Raw genomic sequence first — 16369 nt, forward strand, 5'->3', positions numbered from 1 at the left:
GTGCGTAACAGTGTTCGAACACTGTTACGCACTCACGACCGGATCGCTCACGCACTGATGCCGACCTTGAGCTGCTCGCGGACCCACGCCGACACGTCGGGCGCGTTGGGGGTCCGGGTCAGGGACTGGGTGATCACCGGCAGCTCGCCGCGCATCCGGTGCGCGTCGGAGACCATGACCTCCATGTCGGCCCCGACCAGCTCGGCCAGGTCGATCTTGTTGATCACCAGCAGGTCCGCGGTGGTCACGCCCGGCCCGCCCTTGCGCGGCACCTTGTCGCCACCGGCGACGTCGACCACGAAGATCTGGCTGTCGGCCAGGCCACGGCTGAACACCGCGGTCAGGTTGTCCCCGCCGCTCTCCACGATGACCAGCTCGAGGCCGGGGTGGCGCTCGGTGAGCCGGTCGACCGCGTCGAGGTTGGCGGTGATGTCGTCGCGGATCGCGGTGTGCGGGCACGCGCCGGTCTGCACCGCCTCGATCCGGTCGGTGTCGAGCACCCCGGCCCTGCGCAGGAAGTCGGCGTCCTCGGTGGTGTAGATGTCGTTGGTCACGACGGCGAGGTTGATCTCCTGGCCCAGCGCCCGGCACAGCGCGGCGGTCAGCGCCGTCTTCCCGCTGCCGACCGGCCCGCCGATGCCGAGGCGGAACGGCCGCCCGTGCTGGGGTTCGGCGGAGAACGGGTCGGGTTCGGTCGCCGTCGGGTCGAAGTTGACCGGATGCGTGTGCCCGTGACCGTGTCCGTGGCCGTGTTCAGGAAGCAAAGAGACGCACCTCTTCCCGGTGATGTCGATCGTGCGATTCGGCGAGCAGGTCCAGCACCGGAGCGCCGGGCGCGGGCAGGTCGGCCGGGTCCAGCCCGGCGGTGGCCGCTGCTTCGGCGGCGATCCGGTCCAGCTCGTCGGACATCTCGGCGACCACGGCGTTGGCCGCGAAGGGATCCATCCCGAGCAGCCGGACCACCGCGGAGGACGGCCCGCTGACGGACAGGTACCCGGCGATCAGCGCCGCTTCCTGCGGCCCGGCACCGGCTGTCGCAGCCAGCACGCCGAGCACGATCGGGTGGTGTGGCCGCGGGCTCGCGGCCACCAGTTCGGCTAGCACCGGCGACGGCCAAGCCGCCTTGCCGGCGCGGATCATCCCCTTCCCCTGGGCGCGCGAGGCCTCCCGCTGCGCCGGGGACGGGGTTCGGGCGTCGAGTTCGACGTCCAGCTCCCGCCAGTGTCCACTTCGGACCCGGCGGGTGGCGGCGTGCGCCGCGGCGGCGGCGAACACCGCTTGCAGGGCACCTGCGGCGCGCAGGCGCCCGTGCAGGAATTCGCGCAGATCGGCGATTCCCGTGATCAGTCCCCGGGCGGCCGCCTCCTCGACGCCGCCGGAGTGCACGTGTCCCCCGCCGGGGAACCGGGAATCGGCGAGTGCAAGCACCGCGAGACCGGCTCGCACCGCTCTCCCCTTTCCGAACGAGCGAAAATCCTCACCCGTTCCAGCTACATGTCCGCAATTTCAATGGAAATCAGAGGTCCGATTTCCATTGAAATCGCACTGATCAGGTGCCGTGCGCGGCGATGGTGGTGAGGACCACCACCACCGCGCACGACCGGCTCAGAACAGGAAGTACCGCTGAGCCATCGGGACCTCGGAGACCGGCGCCGGCTCGACGAGCTCGCCGTCGATGTGGACGGCGAAGCTGTCCGGGTCGACCTGGATGTCCGGCGTCGCGTCGTTGTGCCGCATGTCCGCCTTGCCGACGTCCCGCGTGCTGTCCACGGCAACCATCCGCGAGCTCAATTGCAGCTGCTCGGGCAGGTTCGCGTCCAGTGCCACCGGCGCGACGAAGAACATGCTGTTCGCCGCCGCCGTGCGCGGCTGCGCACCGAAGCTCGGCCGCGCGATGTAGGGCTGCGGGGTCGGGATCGACGCGTTCGCGTCGCCCATCGCCGCCCACGCCGCGAACCCGCCCTTGAGCACGATGTGCGGGCGGACGCCGAAGAACTTCGGGTCCCACAGCACCAGGTCGGCCATCTTGCCGACCTCCACCGATCCGACGTGGTGCGAGATGCCGTGCGCGACCGCCGGGTTGATCGTGTACTTCGCGACGTAGCGCTGCGCCCGGTTGTTGTCCGCGCGCCCGTCGCCGGGCAGCGAGCCGCGGCGGCGCTTCATCACGTGCGCGGTCTGCCAGGTGCGCATGATGACCTCGCCGATGCGGCCCATCGCCTGCGCGTCCGAGCTCATCATCGAGATGGCCCCGAGGTCGTGCAGGAAGTCCTCGGCGGCGATGGTCGACGGCCGGATGCGGCTCTCGGCGAACGCCAGGTCCTCGGGCACCGACGGGTTCAGGTGGTGGCAGACCATCACCATGTCGAGGTGCTCGTCGATGGTGTTCACCGTGTGCGGCCGCGTCGGGTTGGTCGACGAGGGCAGCACGTTGCCGTGCGAGGCGAGCCGGATGATGTCCGGGGCGTGCCCGCCACCGGCGCCTTCGACGTGGAACGCGCTGATCGAGCGGCCGTTGATCGCTTCCAGCGTGGACTCGTAGAACCCGGCCTCGTTGAGGGTGTCGGCGTGCAGGGCGACCTGGACGCCGGACTCCTCGGCGACGCGCAGCGCGCTGTCCAGCACCGCCGGGGTCGCGCCCCAGTCCTCGTGGATCTTGAACCCGCCCGCACCGGCGCGCAGCTGCTCCCACAGCGCTTCGCCGCGCATGGTGCTGCCCTTGCCGAGCAGCAGCACGTTGACCGGCATGGTGTCCACGGACTGCATGATCATCCGCAGGTTCCAGGCGCCGGGCGTGACCGTGGTGGCCTTGCTGCCCTCGCCCGGTCCGGTGCCGCCGCCGATCAGCGTGGTCAGCCCGGAGGCGAGCGCGGTGTCGACCTCCTGCGGGCAGATGAAGTGCACGTGCGAGTCGATGCCGCCGGCCGTGAGGATCTTGCCGTTGCCGGCGATGACCTCGGTCGACGGACCGATCACCAGCGAGTGGTCCACGTCGTTGTTGGCGCTGGGGTTGCCGGCCTTGCCGATGCCCACGATGCGGCCGTCGCGGATGCCGACGTCGGCCTTGATGACGCCCCAGTGGTCCAGGATCACCGCACCGGTGATGACCACGTCGGGCGTGCCCTCGGCGCGGATGGCGGCGGACTGGCCCATCGACTCGCGGATGACCTTGCCGCCGCCGAAGACGACCTCGTCGCCGGAGCCGGTGGGGCCCTGGCTGCGGTCCTCGGTGACCTCGATCAGCAGGTCGGTGTCGGCCAACCGGATGCGGTCGCCGGTGGTCGGGCCGAACAGCTCGACGTACTGGGACCGGTCAATGGACGATGTGCTCACCGTGGTGTCCCTCGCCTTTCTCGCCGTAGGTGAACGGGGTGGGTTCGTGGTCGCGGGCGTCGAGCTCGCCCGCGTACTCCAGGCGCAGGCCGCGCACCAGCCGGCTGCCGCCGACCGGCACCAGGTCGACCTCGCGCGCCACGCCCGGCTCGAACCGCACGGCGGTGCCCGAGGGCACGTCCAGCCGGTGGCCCCAGGCCTGGGCCCGGTCGAACTCGAGACCGGGGTTGACCGCGGCGAAGTGGTAGTGCGAGCCGACCTGCACGGCGCGGTCGGCGCGGTTGACGACGGTGAGGCGGATCCGGTCCCGCCCCGGATTCAGCGGGATGTGGTTCTCCGCGGTGATGATCTCCCCGGGCCGCATGGGCAACTCCCTAGCGATGTGTGTCGAGACGTGGACGAATCGGGCCCGCGGCCGAAACCGGGCCCCGGGCGGAGATTCGCGCTCAGGTGATGGGGTCGTGGACGGTGACCAGCTTGGTGCCGTCCGGGAAGGTCGCCTCGACCTGCACGTCGTGGATCATCTCGGGGATGCCGTCCAGGACCTGGTCGGCGCGCAGGACCTGACGACCGCTCTGCATGAGTTCGGCGACGGTCCGGCCGTCCCGAGCTCCTTCGACGACGTGGTCGGTGATCAGCGCGACCGCTTCCGGGTAGTTCAGCTTCAGCCCGCGATCCAGCCGTTCGCGCGCCAATCGAGCCGCCACGTAGACGAGCAACTTGTCGCGCTCATGAGGAGCAAGATGCATGAAACTTGTTTAACACGCGGAAAAAAGCCATGCCCGCCGTGTCCTGCGGGTTTAATACCGCATAATTGCCCCTTCCCAACCATTTTTCCGGACTTTTACATCGCTAACGGAATTTTCGGCACATCGGGTGACTTGGGTCACCATGTGATTTTTTTCCGCGCACCGGGATTGTGCGCCGAGCCCGGCGGGTGCACTGTGGTCCAGACGCCTTCACCCCGCCACTCCCCGCGTCCGCGCATCCGCGCGCACGCGACCAGCGAGGAGGCGAGGTAGCCATGAGCAGTGCAGGTCAGCCCGAGTTCCGCCCCGGCCTGGAGGGCGTTGTCGCCTTCCGCACCGAGATCGCCGAGCCCGACCGCGACGGCGGTGCGCTGCGCTACCGCGGCGTCGACATCGAAGACCTCGTGGGCACCGCCTCCTTCGGCGACGTGTGGGCGCTGCTGGTGGACGGCGAGTTCGGCAACGGCCTCCCAGTCGCCGACGGCACCCCGCTGCCGGTCCGCACCGGCGACGTGCGCGCCGACGCGCAGGCGTCCCTGGCGATGCTCGCGCCCGCTTACGGTTTCGCCCCGCTGCTCGACGTCGACGAGGCGCAGGCCCGGGATCAGCTCGCACGCGCCTGCGCGCTCGGGCTGTCCTTCGTCGCGCAGTCCGCGCGCGGCGACCTGCCCGCGGTCCCGCAGTCCCGGGTCGAGGAGGCCACCACGGCCACCGAGCAGTTCCTCACCCGCTGGCGCGGCGAACCCGACCCCGTGCACGTCCGGGCCCTCGACGCGTACTGGGTGTCGGCCGCCGAGCACGGCTTGAACGCCTCCACCTTCACCGCCCGGGTGATCGCTTCCACCGGCGCTGACGTCTCGGCCTGCCTGTCCGGAGCGGTGGGCGCGATGTCCGGGCCGCTGCACGGCGGTGCCCCGGCCCGCGTGCTGCCGATGATCAAGGAGGCCGAGCGCACCGGCGACGCCCGCCGCGTGGTGGAGTCGATCCTGGACCGCGGCGACCGGCTGATGGGCTTCGGCCACCGCGTCTACCGCGCCGAGGACCCGCGCGCCCGGGTCCTGCGCAACACCTGCGACCAGCTCGGCGCGCCGCGCTTCGAGGTGGCCCGCGAGCTGGAGCAGGCGGCGCTGGCGGTGCTGCGGGAGCGGCGTCCGGACCGGCAGATCGAGACGAACGTCGAGTTCTGGGCCGCCGTCGTGCTCGACTTCGCGGCGGTGCCCACCGCGATGATGCCCGCGATGTTCACCTGCGCCCGCCTCGCGGGCTGGTCGGCGCACATCCTGGAGGAGAAGCGCACCGGCCGGCTGATCCGCCCGTCGGCCCAGTACATCGGCCCCGACCCCCGCTCCCCGCAGGACGTCGAGGGCTGGCACGACCTCGGCCAGCTCGTCGCCCCGATCTGATGCGCACCGGGGTGGGGTGCCTGCGGCCGGCACCCCGCCCCGGGCAGTGCCCGACATGTCCGGGTGTGCCGGGAACAGCGGTAGCGTGGGGAAGTGGCATTACCTACCGACGAGCAGCGCGAGCTCTACGTCCAGTACGCCGAAGCGCTGGAAGAGGACGCCGAGGACAGCGACCAGCGCTGCGACGACCTCGTCGAAGCGGGCGGCTACTGGCACATGGCCGGCGACCACGAGCGCGAAGAACGCGCGCTGGCCGCCGCGGCAGAGGTCGACGACGGCGGCAACGTGCTCAGCGGCCACGCCTCCTACGCCACCTTCCTGCTGACCCACGGGCGCCACGAGGAAGGCGAGCAGCTCTTGGCGCAGCTGCTGCGCGACGGCTCGGACTGCGAGTGGGCCTACGCCGAAGCCGCCGCGGGCTACGAAGCGATCGGCGCGCAGCAGGAGGCGCTGCGGTGGCTCAACGTCGGCGTCACCCGCTTCGTCCCGGACCTCGACGCCGAGCTGGAGCAGGGCGATCCCGGATCCGGGGTGCTGCGGCAGCGCGCCGTGCTGCGCCGCGAGCTGGGGCTGCCCGCGGACCAGTACGACGAGCTGCACGCCCGCCTCGAGGAGCGCGCCCACCAGTTCTTCGAGCAGATCGAGGAGATCAGCCACCGGCAGGCCCCGACCGCGGTCCTCTACTGGCCTGAAGCGGAGTTCGCCGAGGTCCAGCGCAGGTACCCGGACTGGCACCCGGACCGCACCCACCTCCAGCACCGCCGCGAAGTCCAGCGAACGCTGGCGGAGCAGCCGAACTCGCTGCTGGCCACCGGATCCCTCGACGCACTGGTCGCCTTCGCCGAGTCCCTCGATCTCCCGCCGGAGGAGCTGTCGACCCGCGCGGAGTTCATCGCCGAGGCAGCCCGACCCACCCCGTGGCCGCCCGGCCGCAACGATCCCTGCTGGTGCGGTTCAGAACGCAAGTACAAGAAGTGCTGCGGCGCCCCTGGCTTCGCCTAAGCGTGTTCTTTGTGTTTGAAACGCCGAAGGCGTTTAGCCCACCTAAGCAACCGGCACCGCCGCGGGTTCTCAGACGTCGCCTGGCGAGGACAGCCCGTTCGCCGTGTATTGGACATACATAAGAACGGGATCCCACAGCCAGGGGGCGTCTGAGGTTCCGCTACCCGCGCCGCCACGCAAAACGAGTGCGTCAGACAGGTTCTAATCCAGTGCTGGCCATCGAGCGCGGGTCGCAGTAAGTTGCGGTGCGGCTGTTCGCAGCGGACTCGGCTTCACCTGCCGTCAACCCTGCTGCAACACTTGAGCCGAACCGGCAACGGCGCCGGTCAGCAGGCCACTGGCGCGCGGGGAGGCGCGGTCCCGCCCCCTGCTCGATCACCACGACAACGCCCGGAGGCGCCGGCATGACGCAGGCCGAGACCATCGACCCGACGACCTTGAAGCTGCCCGAAGAGTTCAAGCCCGCCGACGGCCGGTTCGGCTGCGGACCGTCCAAGGTGCGCAGCGAGCAGCTGTCCCGGCTGGCCAGCGAGGGCGCTGCCGTGATGGGTACCTCGCACCGCCAGAAGCCGGTGAAGTCCTTGGTGGGCCAGGTGCGCGAGGGACTGCGGGAGCTGTTCTCGCTGCCGGACGGCTACGAGATCGTGCTGGGCGTCGGTGGTACCACGGCGTTCTGGGACGCGGCGACCTTCGGCCTGATCCGCGAGCGCTCGCTGCACCTGACCTACGGCGAGTTCTCCTCGAAGTTCGCCAAGGCCGCCAAGACCGCCCCGTTCCTGGGCGACCCGGTGGTCGTCTCGGCCGAGCCGGGCGACGCCCCGGAGCCGGTGTCGGACCCGGGCGTCGACCTGATCGGCTGGGCGCACAACGAGACCTCGACCGGCGTGATGCTCGCGCCGACCCGCCCCGAGGGCTCCGAGAACGCGCTGATCGCGGTGGACGCGACCTCCGGCGCGGGCGGCCTGCCCTTCGACGCCGCCGACGTCGACGTCTACTACTTCGCGCCGCAGAAGTGCTTCGCCGCCGACGGCGGGCTGTGGCTGGCCGCGATGAGCCCGGCCGCGATCGAGCGGATCGGCGAGATCGGCGCCTCGGGCCGCTGGGTGCCGGAGTTCCTGTCGCTGCCGACCGCGCTGGACAACTCGCGCAAGGACCAGACCTACAACACCCCGGCGCTGGCGACCCTGTTCCTGCTGGCCGACCAGATCGAGTGGATGAACGGCCAGGGCGGCCTGGACTGGTGCTCGCAGCGCACCCGCGAGTCCTCGCAGCGCCTGTACCAGTGGGCCGAGGCCTCGGAGTACGCCACGCCGTTCGTCACCGACCCGGCGAAGCGCTCGCAGGTGGTCGGCACCATCGACTTCGCCGACTCGGTGGACGCCGCCGCGGTCGCGAAGGCGTTGCGCGCCAACGGCATCGTGGACACCGAGCCGTACCGCAAGCTGGGCCGCAACCAGCTGCGCATCGGCATGTTCCCGGCGATCGAGCCGGATGACGTCACCTCGCTGACGAAGTCCATCGACTGGGTGGTTTCGCAGCTCTCCTGACGACGCAGCGCTGCCGGGGTCCGCTCGGGCCCCGGCAGTTTTGCCCCAATCCTCACTACACCGAGTGAAAAATCAACCACTCCGGGTATTGCTCAGCAAACCTGAGTGGTTTTACTCGTTCGCCGAGGCGGCACCTTTCCGGCAAGATCGATGCCGGGAGAGCGACCAACAGCGACACGACGTGCCCGGCGTGCCTCCCGCGTCAAGGCGGCGCGCCGGGTTACCGTCACAGCTTGGTGACATGTAGGTCGGTGGGAGGCACGCGTATGCGAGCGCTGCGAGTGGTCGGGCTCGACGAGGACGGTGAATCCGTCATCTGCGAGGACCCGGAGAACGGCGAGCGTTTCACCGTGCCCGCCGACGAGCGACTGCGCGCCGCGGCCCGCGGTGACCTCACCAGGCTCGGCCAGGTCCAGATCGAGATGGAAGCCCAGATGCGGCCGCGCGAGATCCAGGCCCGCATCCGCTCCGGCGCGTCCGTCGAGCAGATCGCCGAGGCCTCCGGCATCCCCGAGCACCGCATCGAGCGCTACGCCTACCCGGTCCTGCTGGAACGCCGCCAGATCGCCGAGATGGCCCAGCGCGCGCACCCGGTCCGCGAGGACGGCCCGGACGTGCAGACCCTCGGCGAGGTCGTCGCGCACACCTTCGGCATGCGCGGCCACGAGTACGCCGAGGCCGACTGGGGCTCCTGGCGCGGCGAGGACGGCAAGTGGGTCATCCAGCTGACCTGGCAGGCAGGCCGCTCCGAGAACCTCGCGCACTGGGTGTTCCACCCCGGCGCGCACGGCGGCACCGTGGCACCCCTCGACGACCACGCGGCCGACCTGCTCGACCCGTCGCCCAACCGTCCGCTGCGCACGGTCCGCCCGGTCACCGAGCTGGCCCGCGAAGCGCTCCAGCTCGACCAGCAGAGCCAGGAACGCCCCGAGGAGCCGACGGCACCACCGGTGCCGGAGGCGCCGGCCCCGCTGCTGACGGAAGCATCGGTGCTGACGGAGGCGCCGAAGCCGGCGGCAGCGCCGCTGGCGGAGGCGCCGACGCTGGACCTGGACACCGGAGCGCCGGAGCGACCGGCGGAGCCGGGAGCCCCGGAAGCGGAGCCCGCGGCGGAGAGCGCCGAAGGCGCGACCGCCGAGGGGACGGAGGCACCGGACGCGGCGGAGCCGCGGAGGGGGCGGAAGAGCCACCCGATCGTCCCGTCCTGGGAAGACGTCCTCCTCGGAGTCCGCTCCCACCGCTAAACCGAACGAAGACGGCAGAAGGCCGGGGCGAGCACCAGCTCACCCCGGCCTTCTCCTGTTCACACCCCGACAACTGGCGACACCTACCCCAGCCCGGGGACGACTTCCGCAAATTCCATTGAAATTGGACATCCCATTTCAATGGAATTTTGATTCCGGCCGGCGACCACAGCCGCGATGCCCGAACACCACGCGCAGCGTCTGTGGTTCCGCCGCCTGCACCGCCACGCAAGACGAGGATGGACAACCTCGGTCAGAGGGGTGGGGGTGGGTCTCCGAGGAGGCTGAGGAGGAGGGCTAGCCAGGCTAGGACGATTCCTGCTGCTGTGCCGTAGGCGACCCAGCGCCAGACCGCGATTCGGCGACCTAGCCAGATCGAGGGGGCGAAGCCCGCCGCTACCGCCAGGTTGACCACCGTTGCCAGGATTGCGCTGACGTCCGCCAGGCCTCGGGTCACCACCACCAGGATGACCGTGGTGATCGCCGCGATGATCGCGCTGACGAATAGGCCCGGGCCCCACGGCGTTGGTTCGTCGGCGGGAGCCGGGACCGGGTGGCGGTGCTGGGTCGGGTGGGCCGGGCGGGGGCGGCCGATCTGGTCGAGGCGACCGCTGAGCGGGTCGAGGTAGCCGATCTGGCCGCCGGTTTCCGCGGCGAGGCGCACCGCCAGCTGGCGTCCGCGCTTCGAGATCAGTTCGCGGTCGGCGTCCGCGGTTTCCGGCGAGCTTGCCGCGTCGGCGACGTGCGCCCACTCGTGGAGGGCGTCGACCAGGGAGTCCGGCAGCCGCAAGCGGCCCGGGTCCACCTCGTGGTCGGTGTCGCGCACCAGCACCGCGCGCCCGGAGCGCGCGTGCAGTTCCCAGCCGGACTCGCGCATCACGCCCCGCTCATCGCGTGGAAAGCTATCGCCCCGGCCGTCGCGACGTTGAGCGAGTCCACGCCGCCGGCCATCGGGATCCGCACCGCCAGGTCGGCCGAGTCGATCGCCTCGTCGGTGAGCCCGGGGCCTTCAGATCCGAGCAGGACCCCGACCCGCCCCTGGTCCAGGCCGGCATCGCGAAGGGATTTCGAGTCCGCTCGGGGGGTCAGCGCGGCGATCCGGAAGTCGTTGTCGCGCAACAGCTTGAGATCTTCCGGCCAGGACTCCAGGTGCGCGAACGGCACCCGCAGCACGTGCCCCATCGACACCCGGACGCTGCGCCGGTACAGCGGATCCGAGCAGCCCGCGCCCAGCAGCACGCCGTCGACGCCCAGCGCGGCGGCGTTGCGGAACAGCGCGCCGAGGTTCTCGTGGTCGCCGATGCCCTCCAGCACCGCCAGGCGGCGGGACCGGCTGATCAGCTCCGCCGGCGGGACCGCCGGGGCGCGGTCGGCCACGGCCAGCACGCCGCGGTTGAGGTGGAACCCGACGACCTGCGCCATCACGTCAGCGCTCGTGACGTAGGCGGGCACGTCGAGGGCGGCGGTGGCCTCGGCCAGGTCGTCGACCCGGCGGCGCACCCCGAACAGCGCGCGCACCGGGTAGGGCGAGGCGAGCAGCCGTTCGACCACCACGACGCCTTCGGCGATCACCAGCCCGCGTCCGCCCGGCCGGTCCGGTCGGCGGTCCGCGCGCGACAGATCGCGGAAGTCGTCGACCCGCGGATCGTCGGCCTCGCTGATCTCGACAATGTGCGCCACGCACCGCATTCTCGCACCCACCCCGGCACCACCGCCCCGGTCGGTCCACCCGCACCGGATTCCGGCGAACATCGCGGCGACTGCTGAAGATTCACTGCTGCACCCGCGCCGATGACGGCACCGCGGCCCCGCCGAGCGCTGGAGGCCTCGCGCCGCGAGGGTTCGGCGGAGTTGACCACGCTGCAGGCGAAGTACAACTTGGTGGAGCGCAACGACTTCTGGCCGATCCACTCACACGCTGGAGGCGCCCGCGCCCACCTGGATGAGCGCGTCCTCACAGTCCTCACCGCACTGGACGAGATCGCAACGCTGCGTAATGCCCGCATCGCGTCGATCTCGCTGCTCCGGCTGCGCGCGCAACGCACCGTCACCACCCCGCCCGCACCACCGATCGGCTCGCCGACCTGCTGCGCGCGACCGATCCGGAGCCCACCGCGGAGCAGGTCCGGCGCCTCGACGACGCCTCTGCGTGATCGCCTCGCGCCCCGCTCGGCGACACCGTTTTGGCCGCTGGTTCGGCGGGTACGGATGTGTCACGGTGGTTTCCCCAGCGCTGCGCGCTGACGTGCTGCCGATCGAGCGGAGACAGCATGGGACGGCACGTGGACGATCGAGCGTTCAAGCCGGTGGACCGGCAGCGGTATCGCAACAAGATGCAGCGCGGCCTCGACGCCCTGGCCCGGATGCTCGCCGAGGGCAACTTCTCCTTCCCGCACCAGCAGATGGGGCTGGAGATGGAGTTGTGCCTGGTGGATCAGGGCATGGAGCCGTCGATGTCCAACGCCGAGGTGCTGGAGAAGATCGACGAACCGGCGTTCACCACCGAGCTCGGCCAGCAGAACATCGAGCTGAACGTGGAACCGCGGGTGCTGGCCGGGGACAGCGCGCTGAGGCTCGAGGAACGCATGCGCGGCGCGCTCCGGCGAGCCGACGGTGGTGCGCACGACGTCGGCGCGAAGATCGTCATGATCGGCACGCTCCCGACGCTGCGCAGCTCGCACTTCGACCCGGGCTGGCTGTCCCGCAACCCCCGCTACTCGCTGCTCAACGAGCAGATCTTCCTGGCGCGGGGCGAGGAAATGCTGCTGGACATGGAGGGCGAGCCGCTCGGCGAGGCCTACCACACCGAGCGGCTGCGCTCCTACGCCAACTCGATCCTGCCGGAGTCGGCGTGCACCTCGGTCCAGCTGCACCTGCAGGTCGCCCCGGAGGACTTCGCCGCGCACTGGAACGCCGCGCAGTGCCTGGCCGGGGTGCAGGTGGCGATCGGCGCGAATTCGCCGTTCCTGCTGGGCAAAGCGCTCTGGCACGAGACCCGGATCCCGCTGTTCCTGCAGGCCACCGACACCCGGCCCGAGGAGCTGAAGAACCAGGGCGTGCGGCCGCGGGTGTGGTTCGGCGAGCGGTGGATCACGTCGATCTTCGACCTGTTCGAGGAGAACGTCCGGTACTTCCCGGCGCTGCTGCCCGATCCCGAGGAGGAGGATCCGGTGGCGGCGCTGGAGGCCGGCCGGGCTCCGACGCTGAACGAGCTGCGGTTGCACAACGGCACGATCTGGCGCTGGAACCGCCCGGTGTACGACCTGGTGAACGGGGTTCCGCACCTGCGCATCGAGAACCGGGTGCTGCCGTCCGGCCCCTCGGTGGTGGACATCGTCGCCAACGCGGCGTTCTTCTACGGGGCCCAGCGGGCGCTCACCGAACAGGATCGTCCTCTGTGGACTCAAATGTCGTTCGCCGCGGCGGAGGAGAACCTGTTCTCCGGTGCCCGCAGCGGTTTCGACTCCCACCTGTACTGGCCGGGCACCGGCTGGGTGGCTCCCGACGAGCTGGTGATGCGCCGGCTGCTGCCGATGGCGCACGACGGACTGCAAGCGTGCGGGGTCTCCGACGAGGCCCGCGAGCGCTACCTGGGCGTGATCGAGCAGCGCTGCCTGGCCCGCCGAAACGGCGCGACCTGGCAACGGGAAACCGTGGCGCGCATGGAAGAACGGGGCATGGACCGCCCGAAGGCCCTGGCCACCATGCTCGAGCACTACATCACGCTCTCCGACGAAGGAACCCCGGTGCACACCTGGCCCGTGGGCTGAACCTAGAACTGACCGATCGCACCGGTGATGTCGAGCGAGGGGCGACCGTTGTTCGAGGTCAGGCGGGCATCGACACCGAAGACCTCGGCCAGGAGATCCGGCTCGAGGACGTCCGATGGCGTGCCGGTCGCCGCGATCCGTCCCTCGTCAAGGACTGCCAAGCGGTCGCAGAACTCCACGGCGAGGCGCAGGTCGTGCAGCGTCAGCAGGACCGTCAGGCCGTCGCGGGCGAGCGAGCGCAGGAGCGCGAGGACTCCGTACTGGTGGCGCAGGTCGAGGTGATTCGTCGGTTCGTCGAGGACGAGGACCTTCGGCTGCTGCGCCAGCGCCCGCGCGATCGAGACGCGCTGCCGCTCACCGCCCGACAGCGCGCGGACATCGCGCTCCGCCGCGTCGAGCAGGCTCGTGGAATGCAGTGCCGAGTCGACGATCTCGTGGTCGGCCGCGCTCATCCGGTCCAGCAGCCCGAGGTGCGGAACTCGCCCCTGCGACACCACTTCTCGCACGGTCAGCGCCGCGCGAGCTTCCGTTTCCTGCGTGGTCGCGGCCAAGATGCGCGCCAGTTCACGCCGTCCACCAGCCGCCAGACCAGCGACCTCCACCGTCCCGGCCACCGGCCGGACAGCCCGGTAGAGCGTGCGCAGCAAGGTCGTCTTGCCGCTGCCGTTCGGCCCCACCAGCCCGAACACTTCACCGGGCCGGACCTCGACGTCCACATCGGACAGAACTGGTCGGCCGCCCAGGGAAACCTGGACGCCGCAGACCCGCAGGCTCACGCGATCCTCCGTCGACGCCGCAACATCACCAGGAACACCGGCCCGCCCACCAGCGCGGTGAGCACGCCAACCGGCAGTTCCGACGGCGCGACGACCAGCCGCGCCACCAGGTCCGCCGCCACCAGGAACACCGCGCCGAGCAGCGCCGACACCGACAGCAGCCGCCGCGCCTCGGACCCCACCAGGAACGTCGCCGCGTGCGGCACCAGCAGTCCGACGAACACGATCCCGCCGGCCACCGAAACCGCGGTCCCCGCCAGCAAGGAGATCGCGATCAGGCAGAACGTCCGGAACACCCGCGCGTTGATCCCGAGCGCCGCCGCGGCGTCGTCACCGCTGTGCAGGACGTTCATCCAACGCCCCGCCGCGACTGCGGCGATCAACCCGATCGCCAGCACTGCGGCGGGAACCGGCAACGAATCCCAGCGCACTCCCCCGAGCCCGCCGCTGATCCAGAACAGCACCTGCTTGGCCTGATCACCGGTGCCGAAGGCGTGCAGGACGAACGAGGTCATCGCGAACGCCACCTGCCCGACGGCCAGACCGCCGAGCACCAGCGTCGTCACCGACCCGGAACGCCCGGACGCCGCCAGCACGACCAGCAACGCCGCCAAACCACCGAGGAACGCGACGATCGGCAGCCCCACAGTTCCCGCGCCGATGCCCAGGACGATCGTCAGCGACACCGCGAACCCGGCCCCTCCGGACACGCCGAGCAGGTACGGATCGGCCAGCGGGTTGCCCGTGACCAGCTGCGCGACCGCGCCGGACAGCGCGAGCACGGCGCCGACCAGCATGCCGCCGACCACCCGCGGCATCCGCGAGTCGAAGACGATCGCCGCGCGCGCAGAGGTCCAGTCCTGCTCGATCCACGGCACCACCGGCTCCAGCACGATCCGCCACACCTGCCCCAGCGGCAGCCGCACCGAACCCAACGACACCGCCAGACCCCCGACCACCACCAGCGCAATCAGCAACGCGGCGTACACCAACACGAGACGCCGACTCATGCCAGTCCCGCCTCTCCGCGATTCACAGTGGTGGTTGCGTCCCGGAGTGGTCTCGCGTTTTGCGGTTTCTTGTGGCTGGCTTACGTCACGGTCCCCTGAGGTGCGGTTGGGCAGAGCTCGCCTGCTCATGCGCCGTGCAGGTCTCGGGCCAAGCGCTCGACGGCGCCGGGGAAGCGGATTCCCTCGGTGAGCTCGACGAGGGGGATCGTGCTGAAGCGGCGGTCGCGCACTGCGGGCGTGCCCGAGGCCAGGGGGTGTCCTTCCAGGTAGGATTGCTTGTTCTGCACCGGGGCGCCGAGGTAGTCGACGAGTACGACGGCCTGCGGGGTCCGCGCGGCGACCTGCTCCCAGCTGACGTCCTCGAACACCTTCGGCACGTCGTCGAAGACGTTGCGCCCACCGGCCCGGCGGAGCGCGTCGTTGCCAACACCGTTGCCGCCCAAGGTGAACGCGGTCTGCTCGCCGGAGTCGTAGACGAAGACGTCGACCGGCTGCACGCCCGCCAGGCGCTGCTCGACCGCCTGCACGCGCGCCTTGATGCCGTCGTTGAGCTCACGCGCGTTGTCCTGCAGTCCGAGCGCCTCGCCGAACATCGTGATGTCGTCGAGCAGCGTGCCCATCCCGCTCGGCGCGGACGCGCAGGACTCCGACAGCAACAGGGTGTTGATGCCGTTCCGCTCGAACGCCTCGCGGCCGCGCCCCTCGGCTTCGTCGAAGGCGCTGGCGTAGCCGCCGACGACCAGGTCCGGCTCGGCTTCGAGGATCCGCTCGTAGGACGGGTACCGATCGGCCAGCAGCGGCACCTCGGCGTAACCGGCGGCGACTTCCGGCGGCGGCACGTGGTCGTCGGGGAAGGCGGTGCCGACGAGCCGATCGCCCAGGCCGAGCGCCAGCAGGATCTCGGTCGCGTGCTGGTTGAGGCTGACCACGCGCTTCGGCGGGTCGGCGAAGGTCTCGACGCGGCCGCAGTTCTCGACCCGCGGACCGTTCGCCTGCGGCTCGGCGCTGGAACAGCCCGCCAGGAACAGCGCGGCCAGGATCAGGGCGAATGTGCGGCGCATCCGTGCCTTCCAGGGTCGTGCGCGGTTGCGCGAGACCAGGAGCGCACGCAGGCGTCCCAGACCCCGACCGCAGGCCGCGACAGTCGTTGGAGTCATCCCTCGCCAGCAGGTGATCGGGCTCGCCGCGACGTGCGCGGCCTACCGTTGCGGGTCAGCGCCGGACTTCGACCGGACTTCTCCCGCTCGCGGGGTCGCTGAGGATGCTGCACCACGCCGCCGAGCCGGGTCAACCGGGCAAATTTCCCCTCGCCACGGGGTTTTCGCAGCTCAACGAGGCCATTTGCGCAACTCGCCCGGTAGATGAGATCAACGCCTCCATGCCGCCTAGTTGCAATAATGTGGCAGTAGCTAGAGTCTGTCGACAGCGAAGGGAGAAGGCTCGATGGCGCAGCAGTACGTCCTGCCGGAGTTGGATTACGACTACGCGGCGTTGGAGCCGGCGATCGCCGGTGAGATCAACGAGTTGCACCACAG

The 16369-nt window shown here is 70.6% G+C and carries 16 protein-coding genes and 1 pseudogene; 7 read left to right on the plus strand and 10 right to left on the minus strand.

The genetic code is table 11. From position 1 onward, the window contains the following. Positions 1-47: 47 nt before the first annotated feature. The 5 genes from ureG to ABTZ89_RS21525 all read right to left on the minus strand — a co-directional run bounded on the left by ureG (position 48) and on the right by ABTZ89_RS21525 (position 4082). Positions 48-764, minus strand: a complete 717-nt coding sequence (gene ureG, locus ABTZ89_RS21505; protein WP_270948496.1) for an urease accessory protein UreG — start codon at positions 762-764, stop codon at positions 48-50. After that, entirely contained in the window at positions 754-1446 is a 693-nt protein-coding gene (locus ABTZ89_RS21510; RefSeq protein ID WP_351047417.1) for an urease accessory protein UreF, read from the minus strand. Before ABTZ89_RS21510 ends, ureG begins: the two co-directional genes overlap by 11 nt. A 159-nt stretch (positions 1447-1605) precedes the next feature. Next, positions 1606-3333 carry an urease subunit alpha gene (locus tag ABTZ89_RS21515; RefSeq protein WP_351047420.1) on the minus strand — a complete coding sequence of 576 codons (1728 nt, stop codon included), beginning with the start codon at positions 3331-3333 and terminating at the stop codon, positions 1606-1608. Next, positions 3314-3697, minus strand: a complete 384-nt coding sequence (locus ABTZ89_RS21520) for an urease subunit beta (RefSeq protein WP_270948493.1) — start codon at positions 3695-3697, stop codon at positions 3314-3316. Before ABTZ89_RS21520 ends, ABTZ89_RS21515 begins: the two co-directional genes overlap by 20 nt. An 82-nt stretch (positions 3698-3779) precedes the next feature. Continuing rightward, a complete protein-coding gene (locus ABTZ89_RS21525) occupies positions 3780-4082 on the minus strand; it encodes an urease subunit gamma (RefSeq protein ID WP_270948492.1) in 303 nt (100 codons plus the stop codon). Positions 4083-4357: 275 nt separating this feature from the next. Between ABTZ89_RS21525 and ABTZ89_RS21530 the strand changes: the two genes are divergently transcribed. From ABTZ89_RS21530 to sepH, 4 genes are all read left to right on the plus strand, one after another. Next, complete coding sequence (locus ABTZ89_RS21530; RefSeq protein ID WP_351047425.1) at positions 4358-5485, plus strand: citrate synthase 2; 1128 nt, start codon at positions 4358-4360, stop codon at positions 5483-5485. 93 nt (positions 5486-5578) lie between these two features. Then, positions 5579-6487: a YecA family protein gene (locus ABTZ89_RS21535; protein WP_270948490.1), complete on the plus strand. Its 909-nt coding sequence runs from the start codon at positions 5579-5581 to the stop codon at positions 6485-6487. Positions 6488-6891: 404 nt separating this feature from the next. Beyond that, positions 6892-8034, plus strand: a complete 1143-nt coding sequence (gene serC, locus ABTZ89_RS21540) for a phosphoserine transaminase (protein ID WP_270948489.1) — start codon at positions 6892-6894, stop codon at positions 8032-8034. 266 nt (positions 8035-8300) lie between these two features. Then, positions 8301-9278, plus strand: coding sequence for a septation protein SepH (sepH, locus tag ABTZ89_RS21545; protein WP_270948488.1), 978 nt, complete (start codon positions 8301-8303; stop codon positions 9276-9278). A gap of 253 nt (positions 9279-9531) precedes the next feature. On the opposite strand, the gene ABTZ89_RS21550 is transcribed toward sepH, so the two are convergent. Continuing rightward, complete coding sequence (locus ABTZ89_RS21550) at positions 9532-10155, minus strand: DUF2537 domain-containing protein (protein ID WP_351047448.1); 624 nt, start codon at positions 10153-10155, stop codon at positions 9532-9534. Then, positions 10155-10958, minus strand: coding sequence for a TrmH family RNA methyltransferase (locus ABTZ89_RS21555; protein WP_351047430.1), 804 nt, complete (start codon positions 10956-10958; stop codon positions 10155-10157). Before ABTZ89_RS21555 ends, ABTZ89_RS21550 begins: the two co-directional genes overlap by 1 nt. Before the next feature lie 171 nt (positions 10959-11129). Between ABTZ89_RS21555 and ABTZ89_RS21560 the strand changes: the two genes are divergently transcribed. Next, positions 11130-11522: an aldo-keto reductase family protein gene (locus tag ABTZ89_RS21560; RefSeq protein WP_351047434.1), complete on the plus strand. Its 393-nt coding sequence runs from the start codon at positions 11130-11132 to the stop codon at positions 11520-11522. A 26-nt stretch (positions 11523-11548) separates the two neighbouring features. Then, on the plus strand, positions 11549-13048 hold the full coding sequence (locus tag ABTZ89_RS21565; RefSeq protein WP_351047437.1) for a glutamate-cysteine ligase family protein: 1500 nt from the start codon (positions 11549-11551) through the stop codon (positions 13046-13048). Positions 13049-13050: 2 nt separating this feature from the next. On the opposite strand, the gene ABTZ89_RS21570 is transcribed toward ABTZ89_RS21565, so the two are convergent. The 3 genes from ABTZ89_RS21570 to ABTZ89_RS21580 form a co-directional block, all read right to left on the minus strand. After that, positions 13051-13824, minus strand: coding sequence for an ABC transporter ATP-binding protein (locus ABTZ89_RS21570; protein ID WP_351047439.1), 774 nt, complete (start codon positions 13822-13824; stop codon positions 13051-13053). Then, positions 13821-14834 carry a FecCD family ABC transporter permease gene (locus tag ABTZ89_RS21575; protein WP_351047442.1) on the minus strand — a complete coding sequence of 338 codons (1014 nt, stop codon included), beginning with the start codon at positions 14832-14834 and terminating at the stop codon, positions 13821-13823. Before ABTZ89_RS21575 ends, ABTZ89_RS21570 begins: the two co-directional genes overlap by 4 nt. A gap of 125 nt (positions 14835-14959) precedes the next feature. Continuing rightward, the gene (locus tag ABTZ89_RS21580) at positions 14960-15895 is read right to left on the minus strand and encodes an ABC transporter substrate-binding protein (RefSeq protein WP_351047445.1); all 936 of its coding nucleotides are present in this window, start codon (positions 15893-15895) and stop codon (positions 14960-14962) included. 382 nt (positions 15896-16277) lie between these two features. Between ABTZ89_RS21580 and ABTZ89_RS21585 the strand changes: the two are divergent. Continuing rightward, a pseudogene (locus tag ABTZ89_RS21585) lies at positions 16278-16369 on the plus strand (superoxide dismutase); the annotation flags it as partial.

Source organism: Saccharopolyspora sp. NPDC002686, from assembly GCF_040295745.1.
In the GTDB taxonomy this organism is placed as follows: Bacteria; Actinomycetota; Actinomycetes; order Mycobacteriales; family Pseudonocardiaceae; genus Saccharopolyspora; species Saccharopolyspora oryzae.